The organism is Thauera sedimentorum, from assembly GCF_014489115.1.
GTDB classification, from domain to species: domain Bacteria; phylum Pseudomonadota; class Gammaproteobacteria; order Burkholderiales; family Rhodocyclaceae; genus Pseudothauera; species Pseudothauera sedimentorum.
On sequence record NZ_JACTAH010000001.1, the window covers coordinates 1,723,097 to 1,740,419 of the forward strand.

General features: G+C 67.2%; 19 protein-coding genes. 5 read left to right on the forward strand and 14 right to left on the reverse strand.

Going from position 1 to position 17,323, the window contains the following annotated elements; all coding sequences use genetic code 11:
* Window positions 1-11: 11 nt before the first annotated feature.
* Window positions 12-611 carry an RNA polymerase sigma factor RpoE gene (gene rpoE, locus IAI53_RS07825; RefSeq protein WP_187717547.1) on the reverse strand — a complete coding sequence of 200 codons (600 nt, stop codon included), beginning with the start codon at window positions 609-611 and terminating at the stop codon, window positions 12-14.
* A 214-nt stretch (window positions 612-825) separates the two neighbouring features.
* Between rpoE and nadB the strand changes: the two genes are divergently transcribed.
* Window positions 826-2,403: an L-aspartate oxidase gene (gene nadB / locus IAI53_RS07830; protein ID WP_187717548.1), complete on the forward strand. Its 1,578-nt coding sequence runs from the start codon at window positions 826-828 to the stop codon at window positions 2,401-2,403.
* Window positions 2,404-2,482: 79 nt separating this feature from the next.
* On the opposite strand, the gene IAI53_RS07835 is transcribed toward nadB, so the two are convergent.
* The 9 genes from IAI53_RS07835 to IAI53_RS07875 form a co-directional block, all read right to left on the reverse strand.
* Window positions 2,483-2,896 (reverse strand): protein YgfX, encoded by a 414-nt coding sequence (locus IAI53_RS07835; protein ID WP_187717549.1) that lies wholly within the window; start codon window positions 2,894-2,896, stop codon window positions 2,483-2,485.
* Window positions 2,897-2,927: 31 nt separating this feature from the next.
* A complete protein-coding gene (fabF, locus tag IAI53_RS07840; RefSeq protein WP_187717550.1) occupies window positions 2,928-4,166 on the reverse strand; it encodes a beta-ketoacyl-ACP synthase II in 1,239 nt (412 codons plus the stop codon).
* Between the two features lie 124 nt (window positions 4,167-4,290).
* Window positions 4,291-4,530 (reverse strand): acyl carrier protein, encoded by a 240-nt coding sequence (gene acpP / locus IAI53_RS07845; RefSeq protein ID WP_102246441.1) that lies wholly within the window; start codon window positions 4,528-4,530, stop codon window positions 4,291-4,293.
* Window positions 4,531-4,623: 93 nt separating this feature from the next.
* Window positions 4,624-5,379: a 3-oxoacyl-ACP reductase FabG gene (fabG, locus tag IAI53_RS07850; RefSeq protein WP_187717551.1), complete on the reverse strand. Its 756-nt coding sequence runs from the start codon at window positions 5,377-5,379 to the stop codon at window positions 4,624-4,626.
* The gene (gene fabD / locus IAI53_RS07855; protein WP_187717552.1) at window positions 5,376-6,317 is read right to left on the reverse strand and encodes an ACP S-malonyltransferase; all 942 of its coding nucleotides are present in this window, start codon (window positions 6,315-6,317) and stop codon (window positions 5,376-5,378) included. The genes fabG and fabD overlap by 4 nt, the downstream gene beginning before the upstream one ends.
* A 57-nt stretch (window positions 6,318-6,374) precedes the next feature.
* Complete coding sequence (locus tag IAI53_RS07860; protein ID WP_187717553.1) at window positions 6,375-7,340, reverse strand: beta-ketoacyl-ACP synthase III; 966 nt, start codon at window positions 7,338-7,340, stop codon at window positions 6,375-6,377.
* Window positions 7,337-8,350: a phosphate acyltransferase PlsX gene (gene plsX, locus IAI53_RS07865; RefSeq protein WP_187717554.1), complete on the reverse strand. Its 1,014-nt coding sequence runs from the start codon at window positions 8,348-8,350 to the stop codon at window positions 7,337-7,339. The genes IAI53_RS07860 and plsX overlap by 4 nt, the downstream gene beginning before the upstream one ends.
* 94 nt (window positions 8,351-8,444) lie before the next feature.
* Window positions 8,445-8,624 carry a 50S ribosomal protein L32 gene (rpmF, locus tag IAI53_RS07870; protein ID WP_136346567.1) on the reverse strand — a complete coding sequence of 60 codons (180 nt, stop codon included), beginning with the start codon at window positions 8,622-8,624 and terminating at the stop codon, window positions 8,445-8,447.
* A 27-nt stretch (window positions 8,625-8,651) separates the two neighbouring features.
* Complete coding sequence (locus tag IAI53_RS07875; RefSeq protein WP_187717555.1) at window positions 8,652-9,167, reverse strand: YceD family protein; 516 nt, start codon at window positions 9,165-9,167, stop codon at window positions 8,652-8,654.
* Between the two features lie 99 nt (window positions 9,168-9,266).
* On the opposite strand from IAI53_RS07875, the gene IAI53_RS07880 reads away from it, so the two are divergent.
* Entirely contained in the window at window positions 9,267-9,842 is a 576-nt protein-coding gene (locus IAI53_RS07880; RefSeq protein ID WP_187717556.1) for a Maf family protein, read from the forward strand.
* Entirely contained in the window at window positions 9,839-10,555 is a 717-nt protein-coding gene (locus tag IAI53_RS07885) for an SAM-dependent methyltransferase (RefSeq protein WP_187717557.1), read from the forward strand. Before IAI53_RS07880 ends, IAI53_RS07885 begins: the two co-directional genes overlap by 4 nt.
* Before the next feature lie 113 nt (window positions 10,556-10,668).
* Here IAI53_RS07885 and IAI53_RS07890 read toward each other — a convergent pair whose 3' ends face one another.
* Genes IAI53_RS07890 through IAI53_RS07900 form a run of 3 tightly spaced genes read right to left on the reverse strand, consistent with a single transcriptional unit; the run spans window position 10,669 to window position 12,639 of the window.
* Window positions 10,669-11,052 (reverse strand): Rieske (2Fe-2S) protein, encoded by a 384-nt coding sequence (locus IAI53_RS07890; RefSeq protein WP_187717558.1) that lies wholly within the window; start codon window positions 11,050-11,052, stop codon window positions 10,669-10,671.
* Window positions 11,031-11,687: an HAD-IA family hydrolase gene (locus tag IAI53_RS07895; RefSeq protein ID WP_187717559.1), complete on the reverse strand. Its 657-nt coding sequence runs from the start codon at window positions 11,685-11,687 to the stop codon at window positions 11,031-11,033. The genes IAI53_RS07890 and IAI53_RS07895 overlap by 22 nt, the downstream gene beginning before the upstream one ends.
* Entirely contained in the window at window positions 11,680-12,639 is a 960-nt protein-coding gene (locus IAI53_RS07900) for an RluA family pseudouridine synthase (RefSeq protein WP_187717560.1), read from the reverse strand. Before IAI53_RS07900 ends, IAI53_RS07895 begins: the two co-directional genes overlap by 8 nt.
* Window positions 12,640-13,049: 410 nt before the next feature.
* Here IAI53_RS07900 and IAI53_RS07905 point away from each other — a divergent pair, with 410 nt between their 5' ends.
* Window positions 13,050-15,971 (forward strand): Rne/Rng family ribonuclease, encoded by a 2,922-nt coding sequence (locus IAI53_RS07905; RefSeq protein ID WP_187717561.1) that lies wholly within the window; start codon window positions 13,050-13,052, stop codon window positions 15,969-15,971.
* A 105-nt stretch (window positions 15,972-16,076) separates the two neighbouring features.
* Window positions 16,077-16,820 (forward strand): Mut7-C RNAse domain-containing protein, encoded by a 744-nt coding sequence (locus IAI53_RS07910; RefSeq protein ID WP_187717562.1) that lies wholly within the window; start codon window positions 16,077-16,079, stop codon window positions 16,818-16,820.
* Window positions 16,821-16,844: 24 nt separating this feature from the next.
* On the opposite strand, the gene IAI53_RS07915 is transcribed toward IAI53_RS07910, so the two are convergent.
* On the reverse strand, window positions 16,845-17,315 hold the full coding sequence (locus IAI53_RS07915; protein WP_187717563.1) for a low molecular weight protein-tyrosine-phosphatase: 471 nt from the start codon (window positions 17,313-17,315) through the stop codon (window positions 16,845-16,847).
* Between the last annotated feature and the right edge of the window lie 8 nt (window positions 17,316-17,323).

Consider the following 17,323-nt stretch of genomic DNA (forward strand, 5'->3'; position numbering starts at 1 on the left):
AGTACCACCCACTACCAACGTTTGTCAGGAGCCGTATCCAGCAACGGCCGCAGTCTTTCTGCAATCGCCTCGCGCGCACGGAAGATCCGCGAGCGCACCGTCCCGATGGGACAATCCATGATGCCGGCGATCTCCTCGTAGCTCAGCCCCTCGATCTCGCGCAGCATTATCGCCGTGCGCAATTCCTCGGGCAGCGCTGCCATCGCCTCTTCAACCGTCTCGCCGATCTGGCGCGTCATCATCAGCCGCTCGGGCGTGTTGATGTCACGCAACTGATCGCCTTCCTCGAAGGTTTCTGCCTCCTCCGAATCGAACTCCGTAGAGGTCGGCGCACGCCGCCCCTGCGACACCAGGAAGTTCTTCGCCGTATTGATGCCGATGCGATACAACCAGGTGTAAAACGCACTATCGCCCCGAAACGAACCCAAGGCACGATAGGCCTTGATGAAGGTTTCCTGCGCGACATCTTCCACTTCGGCCGGATCGCGGATCAGGCGCGACAACAGCCTGTGCAGCTTGCGCTGGTACTTTGACACCAGCAAGCCGAAGGCTTGCTTGTCGCCGCGCTGTACGCGTTCGACAAGCAACTGATCGATTTCGCGATCGCTCATGAGCAGGTCGTTGTTATACGTTGGGGATCAAACCGCCGAAGTATAAGCGACCCGCCACATGCACGGCAAAACCGCGGCCTAACCGAGAGACAGGACGCCCCATGAATAGTTCAGACGCCGCAAGGGCTTTGTCCGCCGCAGACCGCTGAATCGGCCAGACACCGCGTCCGTGCTATATTTCGCCGGTCCACAGCCTGCCTGGAAGCAACCGATCTTGCTCAAACAATTCGATGCCCTGATTCTCGGCAGCGGCACTGCCGGTCAGTCCCTCGCCCTGCGCCTGGCCGAACGCAAGCAACGCGTCGCGCTGGTCACCAAGCGCAGCCTGGCCGACAGCGCCAGCGCGTGGGCGCAAGGCGGCATTGCCGCAGTGCTCGACAGCACCGACAGCATCGAGGCGCATATCCAGGACACCTTCACGGCGGGCGCCGGCCTGTGCGACCCGGTCGCCACGCGCTTCGTGGTCGAACACGGCAAGGCCGCCATCGACTGGCTGATCGCCCGCGGCGTCCCCTTCACCCGTGAGGACGCCTCCACCGTCGGCTACCACCTGACCCGCGAGGGCGGACATTCGCACCGGCGCATCATTCACGCCGCCGACGCCACCGGCGCCGCGGTGCAGGCCACGCTGACCGACCAGGTTCTGGCCCACCCGAACATCACCATCTTCGAGAATCACATTGCCGTCGACCTGGTGCTGGGCGACAAGGTCGGCCATCCCGGCAAGGGCTGCCTGGGCGCCTACGTGCTGGATCTGAACAGCGGACGGGTGGTCACCTTCAGCGCGCCCAGCACCGTGCTCGCCACCGGCGGTGCCGGCAAGGTTTACCTGTACACCACCAACCCGGACGTCGCCACCGGCGACGGCATCGCCATGGCCTGGCGAGCAGGCTGCCGGGTGGCGAACATGGAATTCATCCAGTTCCACCCGACCTGCCTTTACCACCCCCAGGCCAAGTCCTTCCTGATCTCCGAAGCGGTGCGCGGCGAAGGCGGCGTACTGCGCCTGCCCGACGGCACGCGCTTCATGCCCGAGCACGACGAGCGCGCGGAACTCGCGCCACGCGACGTGGTGGCCCGCGCGATCGACTTCGAAATGAAGAAACGCGGCCTCGACTGCGTCTACCTGGACATCAGTCACAAGCCTGCCGACTGGCTGCGCGGCCACTTCCCCAACATCCACGCGCGCTGCCTGGAATTGGGCATCGACATCACCCGCGAGCCCATCCCGGTGGTGCCCGCCGCGCACTACACCTGCGGCGGCATCGTCACCGACCTGTCGGCCCGCACCGATGTCCCCAACCTCTACGCGGTGGGCGAATCGGCCTGCACCGGCCTGCACGGCGCCAACCGCCTGGCCAGCAACTCCTTGCTGGAGTGCCTGGTGTTCGGCGAGGCCGCCGCACAGGACATCCTCGCCAAGCCGCGCACTCCCCACCCGGCCCTGCCGGCCTGGGACGAGAGCCGGGTCACCGACGCCGACGAGGAAGTGGTCATCTCGCACAACTGGGCGGAACTGCGCCGCGCCATGTGGGACTACGTGGGCATCGTGCGCACCAACAAGCGCCTGCGCCGCGCACGTCACCGCATCCGCCTGCTGGAGCGCGAGATCCACGAGTTCTACTCGAACTTCCGCGTCAGCAACGACCTGATCGAACTGCGCAACCTGGTGGTCACCGCCGACCTGATCGTGCGCTGCGCCCTGCGCCGCAAGGAAAGCCGCGGCCTGCATCACTCGCGGGACTATCCCGACCTGCTGCCGAAGGCGCGGGACACCATCCTCCGTCCGTAGGCCGCCCCCTGTAGGAGCGGGCTTGCCCGCGATAGAGCGGTTGATTCTCCCATGCACCGCATCGCGGGCAAGCCCGCTCCTACATGCCGTGACCGGACGATGCTCCGGCCTTGTGCCGCAGCCAGATGCGCAGGCGGCGCCAGCCTCCGGCCGGCAGCGAATCGGGCGCCAGCATCAGGGCGCCACGCCGTCCCTCATCGCTTACCCAGTGCAGCCAGATGGCCCAACCGAAATCGGTCGTGGATGCAAGCACGCGCAGCCTGCCGTCCTCGCCAAGCTCGAACCACCCGTCATCACCTAGCAACAGCGAACCGGCAGCCTGCCGCCGCAGCACGAGCCATAGCGAGACAAGCACCGCCGCGACCATCGCGGCCGAGAGCACAAGAGGCAGCGCGGAAAACAACAACGCCGATGCCGCGATGCCATGCATCGCGAACATCAGCGTCTGTATGCGGACCGAAGGCCGCAGAGTCAGCCTGAGCGGGTAACGCATCGCGCGCGGCACCCGCTTCAGGCTGGCGGACTTACTTCACCCGGCGGAACACCAGCGTGCCGTTGGTGCCGCCGAAACCGAAGTTGTTCTTCAGCGCAACATCGATCTGCATCGGGCGGGCGACGTTGGCGCAGTAGTCCAGATCGCACTCCGGGTCCTGCTCGAAGATGTTGATCGTCGGCGGCGAAATCTGGTGATGCACCGCCAGCGCGGTGAACACCGACTCCAGTCCGCCGGCACCACCCAGCAGGTGACCGGTCATCGACTTGGTGGAGTTCACCACCAGCTTCTTGGCGTTATCCACGCCGAAGGCCAGCTTGATCGCCTCGGTCTCGTTCTTGTCGCCGAGCGGCGTCGAGGTGCCGTGGGCGTTCAGGTACTGCACCTCGTCCGGATTCACGCCGGCATTCTTCATGGCGTTGGCCATGCTGCGGCGCGGACCGTCGGTGTCCGGCGCGGTCATGTGGAAGGCGTCGCCGCTCATGCCGAAGCCGGCAATCTCGGCGTAGATCTTCGCGCCACGCTTGACCGCATGTTCGTACTCTTCGAGCACCATCACGCCAGCGCCTTCGCCGAGCACGAAGCCGTCGCGGTCCTTGTCCCACGGACGGCTGGCGGTTGCCGGGTCGTCGTTGCGGGTGGACAGCGCCTTGGCCGACGAGAAGCCGCCGATGGCCAGGTTGGTGACGGTGGATTCGGCACCGCCGCACACCATCACGTCGGCGTCGCCGTATTCGATCATGCGCGCGCTGGAGCCAATGGCGTGCAGGCCGGTGGTGCACGCGGTGACCACCGCGAGGTTGGGCCCCTTCATGCTGAACATGATCGACAGGTTGCCGGAGATCATGTTGATGATGGTGCCGGGAATGAAGAAGGGCGAGATCTTGCGCGGACCGCCGGCAAGATAGTCGTCGTGGGTTTCTTCGATCATCGGCAGGCCGCCGATGCCCGAGCCGATATTCACGCCGATGCGCTCGGCGTTGGCCTCGGTGACCTCGATCCCCGAATCGCGGATCGCCTGGATGCCCGCCGCCATACCGTAGTGGATGAACACGTCCATGCGACGCGCTTCCTTGGGCGACAGGTACTCCGAAACGTCAAAGCCCTTCACTTCGCCGGCGATGCGCGCGGCGAAGGCGCTGGCATCGAAACGGGTGATGGGACCGATGCCGCTCTTGCCGGCGATCAGGTTGTCCCAGGCTTCGGGAACGGTATTGCCGACCGGCGAGATCACTCCCAGGCCGGTTACGACGACTCTACGACGCGACACAGGCAGCTCCGTAAGCAAACAATGCGGAGAATTCGGAACGTATCAATGGAACGTTTCAAGACCAGTCCGGGCCCCGCAGCTGCGGGGCCCGGACGGCTGGCGGCTGGTGAGCCGCGATGAGGCTTTACTTCTTCAGATGGGCGTTGACGTAGTCGATCGCCTGCTGAACGTTGGTGATCTTCTCGGCTTCCTCGTCCGGAATCTCGCACTCGAACTCTTCTTCCAGCGCCATGACCAGTTCCACGGTGTCCAGCGAATCCGCGCCCAGATCGTCCACGAACGAAGACTCGTTCTTGATCTCCGATTCGTTCACGCCAAGTTGCTCAGCGACGATCTTCTTGACGCGCTGTTCGATGTTCTCCATGAACAAACTCCTTCCCTGAAAGATGCAGGTGTATAAGAAAAAAAGCCGGCGTATTCTACCAAAAAGCGCCGGAACCGCTATCGCGGCGTACGATTACGACATGTACATGCCGCCGTTGACATGCAGGGTCGTGCCGGTAACGTAAGCGGCGGCCGGCGAGGCCAGGAAGGCCACCGCGGCGGCGATCTCCTCGGGCTTGCCCAGACGGCCGAGCGCGATGTTGCCCAGCAGCGCGTCGCGGGCGGCATCCGGCAGCGCGCGGGTCATGTCGGTGTCGATGAAGCCGGGCGCCACACAGTTGACCGTGATGTTACGGCTGCCGAGTTCGCGCGCCAGCGCGCGGCTCATGCCGGCCACGCCGGCCTTCGCTGCAGCATAGTTCGCCTGGCCGGGATTGCCCGCACTTCCCACCACCGAGGTGATGCTGACGATGCGCCCGTAGCGCGCCTTCATCATGCCGCGCATCACCAGCCGGCTCATGCGGAAGACCGCCTTGAGGTTGGTGTCGAGCACCGCATCCCACTCTTCGTCCTTCATGCGCATGGCGATGTTGTCGCGGGTGATGCCGGCGTTGTTCACCAGCACCGCCACCGCACCGAAACGCTTCTCGACCTCGCCGACCAGCGCCTCGCAGGCGGCCGCGTCGGTGACGTTGAGCACCATGCCCGCACCCTTCAGCCCTGCCTCATTGATCGCCTTGTCGATGTCGGCCGCGCCACCTTCCGAGGTGGCGGTGCCGACCACCGTGGCGCCCAGGCGGCCGAGTTCCATCAGCACGGCGCGGCCGATGCCGCGCGATGCGCCGGTAACCAGGGTAACCTGCCCTTCCATGCTGAACACATTGCTCATTGTGCTTGCCCCTTCACGGCCGCGATGGCCTGTTCCAGACTGGCGGCGTCGTGTGCCGAACCGCCTTCCACTTCCTTGGCGATGCGCTTGCTCATGCCGGCCAGCACCTTGCCCGGGCCGCACTCGATGACATGGCTCATGCCGCGCCGCCCCATCTCCTGCACGGTCTCGATCCAGCGCACCGGCGAGAAGGCCTGGCGCACCAGCGCGTCGCGGATCTTCTCGGGCTCGTCATAGACGGCCACGTCGACGTTGTTCAGCACGGCGATCTGCGGCTTGGCGATGGCCACCCCGGCCAGGCGCTCGGCCAGGCGCTCGGCGGCGGGCTTCATCAGCGCGCAATGGAAAGGCGCGGACACCGGCAGCAACACCGCGCGCTTGGCGCCCTTGGCCTTGGCCAGTTCGACCGCACGCTCGACCGCCGCCTTGGCGCCGGCGATGACGATCTGGCCCGGCGCGTTCAGGTTGGCCGCTTCGACCACTTCACCTTGCGCAGCTTCGGCGCAGGCCTCGCGCACCGCATCGGCCTCCAGGCCGAGCAGTGCAGCCATCGCGCCCTCGCCGGCCGGCACCGCCTCCTGCATGGCCTGGGCGCGGAAACGCACCAGCGGCACCGCATCGGCAAAGGCCAGCGCACCGGCAGCGACCAGCGCGGAATATTCGCCCAGGCTGTGGCCGGCCACCATCGCGGGCAGCGGACCGCCCGCGGCCTGCCAGGCGCGCCAGGCGGCCACGCCGGCGGTCAGCATCAGCGGCTGGGTGTTAACAGTGAGCGCCAGGCGCTCGGCCGGGCCATCGCACACCATCTGCCAGAGATCTTCGCCCAGGGCCTCGGAGGCCTCGGCAAAGGTGGCGCGGATCACCGCGCTTTCGCCGTAGCCGGCCATCATGCCGACCGACTGGGAACCCTGTCCCGGGAAAACCAGCGCAAAGCTCATCTTGCCTCCCACGTTTCGCCACGGCGCAGCGCCGCGGCGTCATTCACAAAGGATCAATCAGAAATCGAGCAGGGCCGCGCCCCAGGTGAAGCCGCCACCCACGCCTTCGAGGATCACCCGATGACCCGGGCGGATACGCCCGTCGCGCACCGCGAGGTCGAGCGCGAGCGGAATCGAGGCGGCCGAGGTGTTGCCGTGGCGGTCAACCGTGGTGATCACCCGGTCCATAGACATGCCCAGACGCTTGGCGGTGGCCTGCAGGATGCGGATGTTGGCCTGATGCGGGATCAGCCAGTCCACCTGGGCGGGCAGCGCGCCGGCCTGCTCCAGCACTTCGAGCGCGACGTCGCCCAGCACCTTGACCGCAAACTTGAATACCGACTGGCCGTCCATGCGCAGGAAGGGGTCACCGATCACCTGGCCGGAGGCCACGCCGCCGGGCACGCACAGGATGGGGTGGTGGCTGCCGTCCGCATGCAGCGCACTGGCGCGGATGCCCGGCGCCTCGCTGGCTTCGAGCACTACCGCGCCGGCGCCATCACCGAACAGCACGCAGGTGCCGCGATCGGACCAGTCGAGGATGCGCGAGAACACTTCCGCGCCAACCACCAGCGCGCGCTTGTGGCTACCGGAACGGATGAACTTCTCGGCCACGGTGAGCGCATAGACGAAACCACTGCACACCGCCTGCACGTCGAAGGCCGCCCCGCCGTTGCGGATGCCCAGCTTGGACTGCAGCAGCGCCGCGGTGCTCGGGAAGATGTAGTCCGGCGTCGAGGTGGCGACGATGATCAGATCGATGTCGTCCGCATTGCAGCCGGCCGCCTCGATCGCGCGCTCGCAGGCGATGCGCGCCAGCTCGCTGGAACCGACCTCGGCCGGCGCCAGGTGGCGACTGCGGATGCCGGTGCGCTCGACGATCCATTCGTCCGAGGTATCCACCCCGCGTGCGACCAGGTCGTTGTTGGTGACCGGTTCGCCGGGCAGATAGCTGCCGGTGCCGGCAATGCGTGCGTAGATCATGCTGTTTCCCCGTGGCTCATCGCCGCCATGCGTCCGCCGATGCGTTCGATCAACTGGTTGGCGGCCGCTTCGGCCGCGCGGTGGATCGCCTGCTCGAAGCCGTAGGCATCCGCCGATCCGTGACTCTTGACCACGACGCCGCGCAGACCCAGCAGCGTGGCGCCGTTGTAGCTGCGGTGATCGACCCGGCGCTTGAAGGCCTTGAGCGCCGGCAGGGCCACCAGCGCCATCAGCTTGGTCAGCAGGTTGCGGCCGAACTCCTGCTTGAGGAAGGCGGTGAGCATCTGCGCCAGACCTTCCGAAGTCTTCAGCGCAACGTTGCCGACGAAACCGTCGCACACCACCACATCGGCCGAGCCCCTGTAGATGTCCTCGACGTTGCCGCAGAAGTTGAGCCCGCTGTCGCGCAGCAGCGCAGAAGCCTGCTTGACGACCTCGTTGCCCTTGATCTCTTCCTCGCCGATGTTCAGCAGGCCGACGCGCGGACGCTCGACATGCTCTACCGCCGACACGAGCTGCGAGCCCATGATGCCGAACTGCAGCAGGTGCTCGGCACTGCAATCGACGTTGGCGCCCAGGTCGAGCACGTAGATCTGGCCCTTCATGGAGGGCAGCACGGTGGCGATCGCCGGCCGGTCGATGCCCGGCAGCGTCTTCAGCACGAAGCGCGAAATCGCCATCAGCGCGCCGGTATTGCCGGCGGACACGGCCGCCTGGGCCTCGCCTTGCTTGACCAGATTGATGGCGACCCGCATCGACGAGTCTTTCTTGTTCTTCATGGCGGTCTGCGGCGCTTCGTCCATGCCCACCACCTGGGAGGCAGGATGAACGCGCAGGCGCTCGCCAAAGGAGGTGGCGGCATCGCCCAAGGCCGGGCCGAGCGCGTCGGGCTGGCCGACGAGCACGACACGGGCATCGGGATGGCTACGCAGGAAGGCCAGCGCGGCCGGCACGGTCACGTCAGGACCGTGATCGCCACCCATGCAGTCGATTGCAACGGTGACACCCATCGGCTTCTCGCGTGGAATCAAACTGAAAATTCAGGACGAAAAAACGGCGCATGCGCCCGAGGCGCTGCGCCGCCTTGTTCGTGAGGACGGGCGTTTATTCGCCCTTGACCTTGACGACCTTCTTGCCGCGGTAGAAACCGTTCGGGCTGATGTGGTGACGCAGATGCACTTCGCCGGTGGTGGCTTCGACAGCCAGCGGCGGGGTGGTCAGGAAGTCGTGCGCACGATGCATGCCACGCTTGGACGGGGACTTCTTGTTTTGCTGAACGGCCATGAATTGCTCCTAAACAATATCTCGCGCCTACCGCGGGCCCGAACCGGCCTTCAATCCGGCGAGCACCGCAAAAGGCGATTTCTTTTCGCCCCCGCCCTCAGGGCGCGGAACCTCACAATCATCGTGTCGCGGCGCAATCGGCAAGGCCAGCAGGATCTCGTCCTCGACCAGGGCCAGGACATCGAAGTCCGCACCTGCCTCGACCGCATCCTGCTCGTCGTCTTCCAGCTCGTCGTCGGGAATCTCCTGACCCACCGGCACGATCAGCAAGCGGGAAGCCAGCGCCAGCGGCCATTCCATTCCGTCGAGACAGCGCTGGCAGCGCAGCTTCAACGTACCGGAAGCCGTCAGCAGCAGACGCGGCTTGCGATCCTCGCCCACCTCGCCGACCAACTCCCAGGCCACTGCACCGGACTCGTCGAACAGCTGATCGACGAGCCGCCCCATACCGGCCACCGCCACCTCGCCACGCAGCACGCGCGCATCCCGCGCGAACTTGAATGGATCGGCCAGCACGACCGGTTTGGCGCCTTGTTGCGACATAAGAGGCGCATGATATTATTTTCGGCTTCCCCTGTCAAAGCAGGCGCTCACCTTGCCACCATGCCGGTCGCAAAGGTTTTCCTGCCGTCCAATCCCCAGATGAAACTCGTCCTCGCCTCCACCTCGGCCTACCGCCGGATGCTGCTCGAACGCTTCGGCACCCCTTTCGAAACCGCCCGCCCGGACGTGGATGAGGCGCCGCTGCCCGGCGAAGCGCCGCCGCAGACCGCCGAACGCCTGGCCGTCGAGAAGGCGCGCGCGGTCGCCGCCGCCCATCCGGACGCATTGATCATCGGCAGCGACCAGGTCGCCCACCTCGGCGACGAGGTGTTCGGCAAACCGGGCACGGTCGAGCGCGCCATCGCTCAGCTGCAGCGCATGCGCGGCCAGACCGTGGTGTTCCACACCGCGCTGGCGGTGCTCAATACCGCCAGCGGACGCGTGCAGTGCGAAGGCGTTCCCACCGTAGTGCGCTTTCGCGACCTGTCCGACGCCGAGATCGTCCGCTACGTCGAGAAGGAACGCCCGCTCGACTGCGCCGGTAGCGCCAAGTCCGAAGGACTGGGCATCACCTTGCTCGAGGCCCTGTCCGGCGACGACCCCACCGCACTGATCGGCCTGCCGCTGATCGCACTCTCCCGCATGCTGCGCACGGAAGGCGTCGAACTGCCATGAGCACGCCTCGCGGCACGCTGTACCTCATTCCGGTCAGCCTCGGCCCGGTGCCCTGGCAGCACTTCCTGCCGCAGCAGGTCCAGCACACCGCCGCCGGGCTTGCCCACTTCGTGGTCGAGAACGCCAAGACCGCGCGCGCGCAATTGAAGTTGCTGGACTTCCCCGGTGCGCTGCGCGACACCGAGATCCACGAACTGCCGCGCGAGGACACGCCCGCGGCGCTCGACGCCCTGCTCGCCCCGGCGCTGGCCGGCCACGACATCGGCCTGATGTCGGAAGCCGGCTGCCCGGCGGTGGCCGACCCCGGCGCCCGCCTGGTGGCGCGTGCGCACGCGCTCGGCCTGCGGGTCGTGCCCCTGGTCGGCCCCTCGTCCATCCTGCTCGCGCTGATGGCCTCGGGCCTCAACGGCCAGAGCTTCGCCTTCCACGGCTACCTGCCGGTCAATGATGCCGAGCGCGACAACCGCCTGCGCGCCCTGGAGGACGAGTCGCGGCGCGCACAGCGCACGCAGATCTTCATCGAGACACCGTATCGCAACGAGCGCATGCTCGACGCCCTGCTGCGGGTGTGCCGCCCGGAGACCCGGCTGTGCGTGGCGCGCGATCTGACCACCGCGGACGAATGGATCTGCAGCCAGACCGTCGCGCAATGGCGCAAGGCACCGCGCCCCGACCTGACACGCCGGCCCGCGCTGTTCCTGATCCTCACCTGATCGCGGGCCAGTCCGCGTCCGCCCGGCGATAACGGCCGGACGGGCGTAGGAAGGGCCTTGCCCGCGATGCAACGTTCGCCCTGCCACAGGCCGTATCGCGGCCAAGGCCGCTCCTACATGCAAACCTCGGGCCGTCCGTTCGCGCCGTCCTCATGCTCGCACACGAACACCGATCCGTCGCGCTCGAAGACCTCCACCGCCTGCAGGCGCGCGCCCTTGCACGGCCCCATTTCGCAACGCCCGCCGCGCACGTCGTAGTGCGCGCCGTGCGACGAGCAGATCAGGTAGTGCCCGGTCAGATCGAAGAAGCGCCCGGGTTGCCAGTCGAGTTCGATCGGCACATGGGCACAACGGTTGAGATAGGCGTACACCTTGCCGAAATAACGCACCGCAAAGGCCGCCTGCCGCTCGCCGTGGCGCAGCACTTCGAAACGCACCCCGTCGCCGCCATCCAGCAGATCGGCGGACGCACAGATCAGGCGTTCTCGTGCAGCCATGAGGACAGCGCCTGCGGGGTGTGCACACAGGCCAGGGGGCGCTCGGCCTCCAGCACCTCGCGCGGATGCGCGCCGAAGCTCACCGCCAGCCCGGCCACCCCGGCGTTCTTCGCCATCTGCAGGTCGTGAGTGGTGTCGCCCACCATCAGCGCGCGCTCCGGCACCACCCCGAGTTCGTCCATCAACTGCTCGAGCATCGCCGGATGCGGCTTGGAAAAGCACTCGTCGGCGCAGCGGGTGGCATGAAAGTAAGGACCGAGCCTGGAATGCTCGAGCGCCCGATTAAGCCCGATCCGGCTCTTGCCGGTCGCCACCGCGAGCATGCGCCCGCGCCCGGCTAGGGATTCGATCATCTCGAAAGCACCGGGGAACAGGGTGAGTTCGTGGTCGCGCGACAGGTAATGATGGCGATAACGCTCCACCATGCGCGGATAGTCGCTCTCCGGCAGTTCCGGCACCGCGTGGCGCAGCGCGTCGCCCAGCCCCAGGCCGATGACGTGCCGGGCACGCGACTCCGGCGGCTCGGGCAGGCCGAGATCCCGGCAGGCGGCCAAGATGGACGAAACGATGGCCGCCGCCGAGTCGAGCAGCGTGCCGTCCCAGTCGAAAACGATGAGTTCGAAACGTTCAGCCATTTTCCGGGGCGTCCTCGGCATCCAGGTGATCGATGAAGGCTTGCAGGTCGTCCGGCAGCGGCGAGCTCAGTTCCAGCTCCTCGCCGCTGAGCGGATGACGGAAGCGCAGGCTGGCCGCATGCAGGAACATGCGTTTCAGGCCCTCGCCTTCCAGCTTCTTGTTGAGCGCGAAGTCGCCGTACTTGTCGTCGCCGCAAAGGGGAAAGCCGAGGTGCGCCAGATGCACCCTGATCTGATGTGTGCGCCCGGTCTTCAGTTCCACCTCGAGCAGACTGAAGCGCGCCCAGCGCCGCAGCAGGCGTACGATCGAGTGCGAAGGCTTGCCTTCCTCGCTCACCCGCACCCGTCGTTCGCCATCGGGCGTCAGATACTTGAACAGCGGCACCTTGATGTGCTGCAGCGGGTTGTTCCAGCGCCCCGGCACCAGGGTTAGATAGCGCTTCTCCATGCGCCCTTCGCGCATCATGTCGTGCAGCGCGGTGAGCGCGGAGCGCTTCTTGGCGATGATCAGCAGGCCGGAGGTCTCGCGGTCGAGGCGGTGGGCGAGCTCCAGCATGCGCGCCTCCGGGCGCTGGCTGCGCAGCTGTTCGATGACCCCGTAGCTCACCCCGCTGCCGCCATGCACCGCCTTGCCCGCGGGCTTGTCCACCACCACCAGCGCGTCGTCCTCCCACGCCACCGGCAGCGGCTTGCCGGCCGGCGCCGGGGCGCTGGCGGTGGGCTGGGCGACCCGGATCGGCGGGATGCGCACCTCGTCGCCTTCGACCAGGCGGTAGGTCTGCTGCACCCGACGGCCGTTCACCCGCACTTCGCCGCCGCGCAGGATGCGGTAGATATGACTCTTGGGCACCCCCTTGGCGAGCCGCATCAGGAAATTGTCGATGCGCTGGCCAGCCGCGGCCTCGTCGATCCGCTCGTGCCGTACCGCAATCGCTTTGCCTTGTATCGTCATCCTGAAATATACTTGCCGCTCGGTTTGTTCCGGTTGCGTCGACGCCCCTGCCGCAAGAAGCGCAGGCGGTCGGACGACGATGAGCCCTACAGGTGTGCTCCCGGACTGCCGAAGCGCCACACCGGCGCCCAAAAAGGCGTCGATGGTAACGCAAACCGCAATCTTCGACACACTCCAGCTTCACCGCTGGACCTTGACGCGTCACTCACACGCAGGAATCAAATGTTTCCGCGCGACAGCCGACAACACGGCTGTGCCGGGGAAACAAGAGAGTATCGACCAGCCGACCCATCACAGCCTGAAACCAGACGGATGCAAGTAGCCCTACCCAACCGCTCCTGATCCCGTAAAGCGCGATGGTGCGCGCCGTTCGTCCTGCCCGTGGGTGTTTCGCGGGAGAACGATCAAAAATGAAGCGCATGCTTTTCAATGCGACGCAGGCCGAGGAACTGCGCGTCGCGATCGTGGATGGTCAGAAACTGATCGACCTCGATATCGAATCGGCCGCCAAGGAACAACGCAAGAGCAACATCTACAAGGCAGTCATCACCCGCCTCGAGCCCAGCCTCGAAGCCGCCTTCGTGGACTACGGCGCGGACCGCCACGGCTTCCTGCCGTTCAAGGAAATCTCGCGCAGCTACTACCAGCCCGGCGCGGACGGCAAGTCCAGCATCAAGGAAGCCCTGCGCGAAGGCCAGGAACTGATCGTCCAGGTCGAGAAGGACGAGCGCGGCAACAAGGGCGCGGCGCTGACCACCTACATCTCGCTGGCCGGCCGCTACCTGGTGCTGATGCCCAACAACCCGCGCGGTGGCGGCGTTTCCCGTCGCGTCGAGGGTGACGAGCGCGCCGAGCTGCGCGAGGTCATGGACCAGCTCGAAGTGCCCTCCGGCATGAGCCTGATCGCCCGCACCGCCGCCATCGGCCGCAGCGCCGAAGAGCTGCAGTGGGACCTCAACTACCTGCTGCAGCTGTGGCGCGCGATCGACGGCGCGGCCCAGTCGCAGGCCGGCGCCTTCCTGATCTACCAGGAAGGCAGCCTGGTGATCCGTGCCATCCGCGACTACTTCCAGCCCGACATCGGCGAGATCCTGATCGACACCGATGACGTGTACGAGCAGGCGCGCCAGTTCATGGCGCACGTGATGCCGAACAACGTCAATCGCGTGAAGCGCTACCACGACGACGTGCCGCTGTTCTCTCGCTTCCAGATCGAGCACCAGATCGAGTCGGCCTATTCCCGCCAGGTGAACCTGCCTTCCGGCGGCGCCGTGGTCATCGACCACACCGAGGCGCTGGTTTCCATCGACGTGAACTCCGGCCGCGCCACCAAGGGCGCGGACATCGAGGAAACCGCCTTCCGCACCAACCTGGAAGCGGCCGACGAGATCGCCCGCCAGCTGCGCCTGCGCGACCTGGGCGGCCTGATCGTCATCGACTTCATCGACATGGAGTCGCAGAAGAACCAGCGCGAGGTGGAGAACCGCCTGCGCGATGCGCTGCGTCACGACCGCGCCCGCGTGCAGACCGGCAAGATCAGCCGTTTCGGCCTGCTGGAGCTGTCCCGCCAGCGCCTGCGCCCGGCGCTCGCCGAGACCAGCTACATCCCCTGCCCGCGCTGCAACGGCACCGGCCACATCCGCAGCACCGAATCCTCCGCGCTGCACATCCTGCGCATCCTCGAAGAGGAAGCGATGAAGGAGAACACCGGCGCGGTGCACCTGCAGGTGCCGGTCGACGTCGGCACCTTCCTGCTCAATGAGAAGCGGGTGGACATCGCGCGCATCGAGATGCGCCACAAGATCCAGCTGATCATCGTGCCGAACCGCCACCTGGAAACCCCGCAGCACGAGATCATCCGCCTGCGCCACGACCAGCTGAACCAGGAAGACATCGCCCTGGCCAGCTACCAGATGGCCGCCAAGCCGGAAGAGACCAACGAGCGCCTGCCGGCCAAGCCGGGCGAAGGCAAGCCTGCCCGCGCGGAAGCTGCGGTCAAGGGCATCTCGCCCGAGCAGCCCGCCCCCACCGTCGAACCCAAGCCCGCCGCGCCGGCCGCAGCCCCGGCAGCCGCCGCCCAGCCCGGCCTGTTCGGCCGGCTGATGGCCTGGCTGCGTGGCGAGCGCGCTGCACCGGCCGCCGCTGCCGAACCGCCTGCCGCCACCACCGAACGCACGACCAAGCGCGAAGGCCGCGGTCGCGGCGACAACCGCCGCGGCGGCCGCAATCGCCGTGATGGCCAGCGCGAGGAAGGCGCAAACCAGCGTGGCAACCGCGCCGAGAAGGCCGAAGCGGGCGAGCGCGAAAAGCCGCAGCGCCAGGAGCGCCCTGAGCGTGCCGAGCGCACCGAACGAGCCGAGCGCGGTGAGCGCGCCGAAGGCGGCCGCAGCCGCCAGGGTCGCGGACGCGGTCAGCAGCGTGCAGCGGAGGCAGTAGCCGAGAAGCCCGCCAGCGAAACGCCGGCGCTCGAAGCCGAGCAGGCCGCCGTCGTGGCCGCCACTGCCGAGGCCGCGGGCGCCAGCGCAGCGGCCGCCGGCGAGGAAGGCGCGCCCGAGAAGCGTCGCCGCCGCAGCCGCGGCCGTCGCGACCGCCGCGGCGGTGCCGAGCAGGCCGCAGGCGTGGTGGCCGGTGATCAGGCCGTCGACGCCGCAGCGAGCGCTGAAGGGGCAAGCGACGACACTTCCACTCCGGCCGTCACCGAGAGCACGGTGTCCGAGCGCACCCCGCAAGCGACCGCCGAACTGCCGGTAGTGGCCAGCACCGCCGAAGCCGTGGCGCCGCAGCATGAAGAAGCCGCGCTGCCGCTGCCGGTCGCCGGCAAACCGGAGGAAGCCGAAGCAGTCGAGCCGGTGGAGGCCGAACCGGCGACTGCCGACACGATCCCTGCCAGCGAACAGCCGGCCGAAGCGCAGAGCGCGGAAGCCGCTGTCGAGGTGGTGGCTGAGCCCGTCGCCCAGGCGACCGAAGCCGCGGCCGCGGAAGTGACCGAGCCGGTCGCTGCGGTCGAAGCGGAAGCCGTCGCCGCCGAGGCGCCTGTCGAGCAGGTCGCAGCGGAAGCAGAGGCTCCGGCCGAACCGGCAGCCGCGCCGGCCGTCATGGCCGAAGCCGTCGCCGCCGACACCGAGCAGTCCCGCTCGCCGGCCGCGCCGATCGACCTGGGCGAAACCCTGGCGCAGAGCGGCCTGGTGATGATCGAGACCAGCCGCGACAAGGTCGAGGCCTTCCAGAGCCAGCCCGACGAACCTGCTCGCCCGCTGGGCCGTCGCCCGCGCCCGGCCGTGCAGGTGTCGAACGAGCCCCTGCAACAGGTGGAAACCGTGCGCAAGGACTGAGCGCGCGCTTGCACCGCGAGCAGTAGTACCCGAAGAGGCGGCGCCGCGAGGCGCCGCCTCTTTTCTTTGCCCGGCGCGGGCCGCGGCCGGTGCCATACTGATTTCATGGCCACTGCCACCTTCCGCTTCTATGAGGAGCTGAACGACTTCCTCGTGCCTGCGCGGCGCCGGCAGAGCTTCAGCTGCACACTCGCGCGGGCAGCCGCCACCAAGCACATGATCGAGGCACTGGGCGTTCCCCACACCGAGGTCGAGCTGGTGCTGGTCAATGGCGAATCCTGCGACTTCGACCGCCAGTTGCGCGACGGCGACCGCGTGGCGGTCTATCCGAAATTCGAGGCGCTGGACATCACGCCGCTACTGCGGGTGCGCGAACATCCCTTGCGGACCGTGCGCTTCGTTGCGGACGCCCACCTCGGCGGGCTGGCCCGGCTGCTGCGCATGAGCGGTTTCGACACCTTGTACGACAACCACTTCGAGGACCGGGCGATCGCGGAGATCGCAGCCACCGAGCAGCGCATCGTGCTCAGCCGCGACCGCGAACTGCTCAAGCGCCGCGAGATCACCCACGGCTGCTATGTGCACGCACAACGCTCGGCCCTGCAGCTGCGCGAGATCTTCGAGCGCCTGGATCTCGCCCGCAGCGCCCGCCCGCTGACCCTGTGCCTGCACTGCAACACGCCCTTGCGTCCATTGGACGCTGCGCTCGCAGGCGCGCGCGTCCCACCCGCGGTGGCGAGCCGCTACAGGCGATTCAGCACTTGCGACAGTTGCGGCCGGATCTACTGGGAAGGGTCGCACTGGCGGCGCATGCGCGCGATGCTTGCGCCCCTGCTGCCGGCCAGCTGAACCCGGCCGGCAGCATGTCGACGCTCAGCGGCCCAGTTCCAGCGACGCGAACAAGCCGTCCACCGCGTCCTCGCACATGTCCAGCACGGCCTCGAAACCGTTCTCACCGCCGTAGTAGGGGTCCGGCACCTCGTCGATGTCGAAGCTGCGCGCATAGCGCATGAACAGATCCACTTTCGGGTGGTACACCTGCGGGCTCATCCTCAGCATGCTTTCGTAGTGCCCGCGGTCCATGGCCAGCAGCAGGTCGAAACGCTGGAAATCGGCAATCTCCAGCCGGCGGGCGACCAGCTTGTCGAGATGATAGCCACGCCGCGCCGCGGCCTTGCGGGTACGCGGATCGGGCGCCTCACCGACGTGGTAGCCATGCGTGCCGGCCGAATCGACCTCGACCAGGGCATGCAGGCCGGACGTGTCGATCACATGGCGCGCCACACCCTCGGCGGTCGGCGAACGACAGATGTTGCCGGTGCATACGAACAGGATTCTCGTCATTCTCCCCC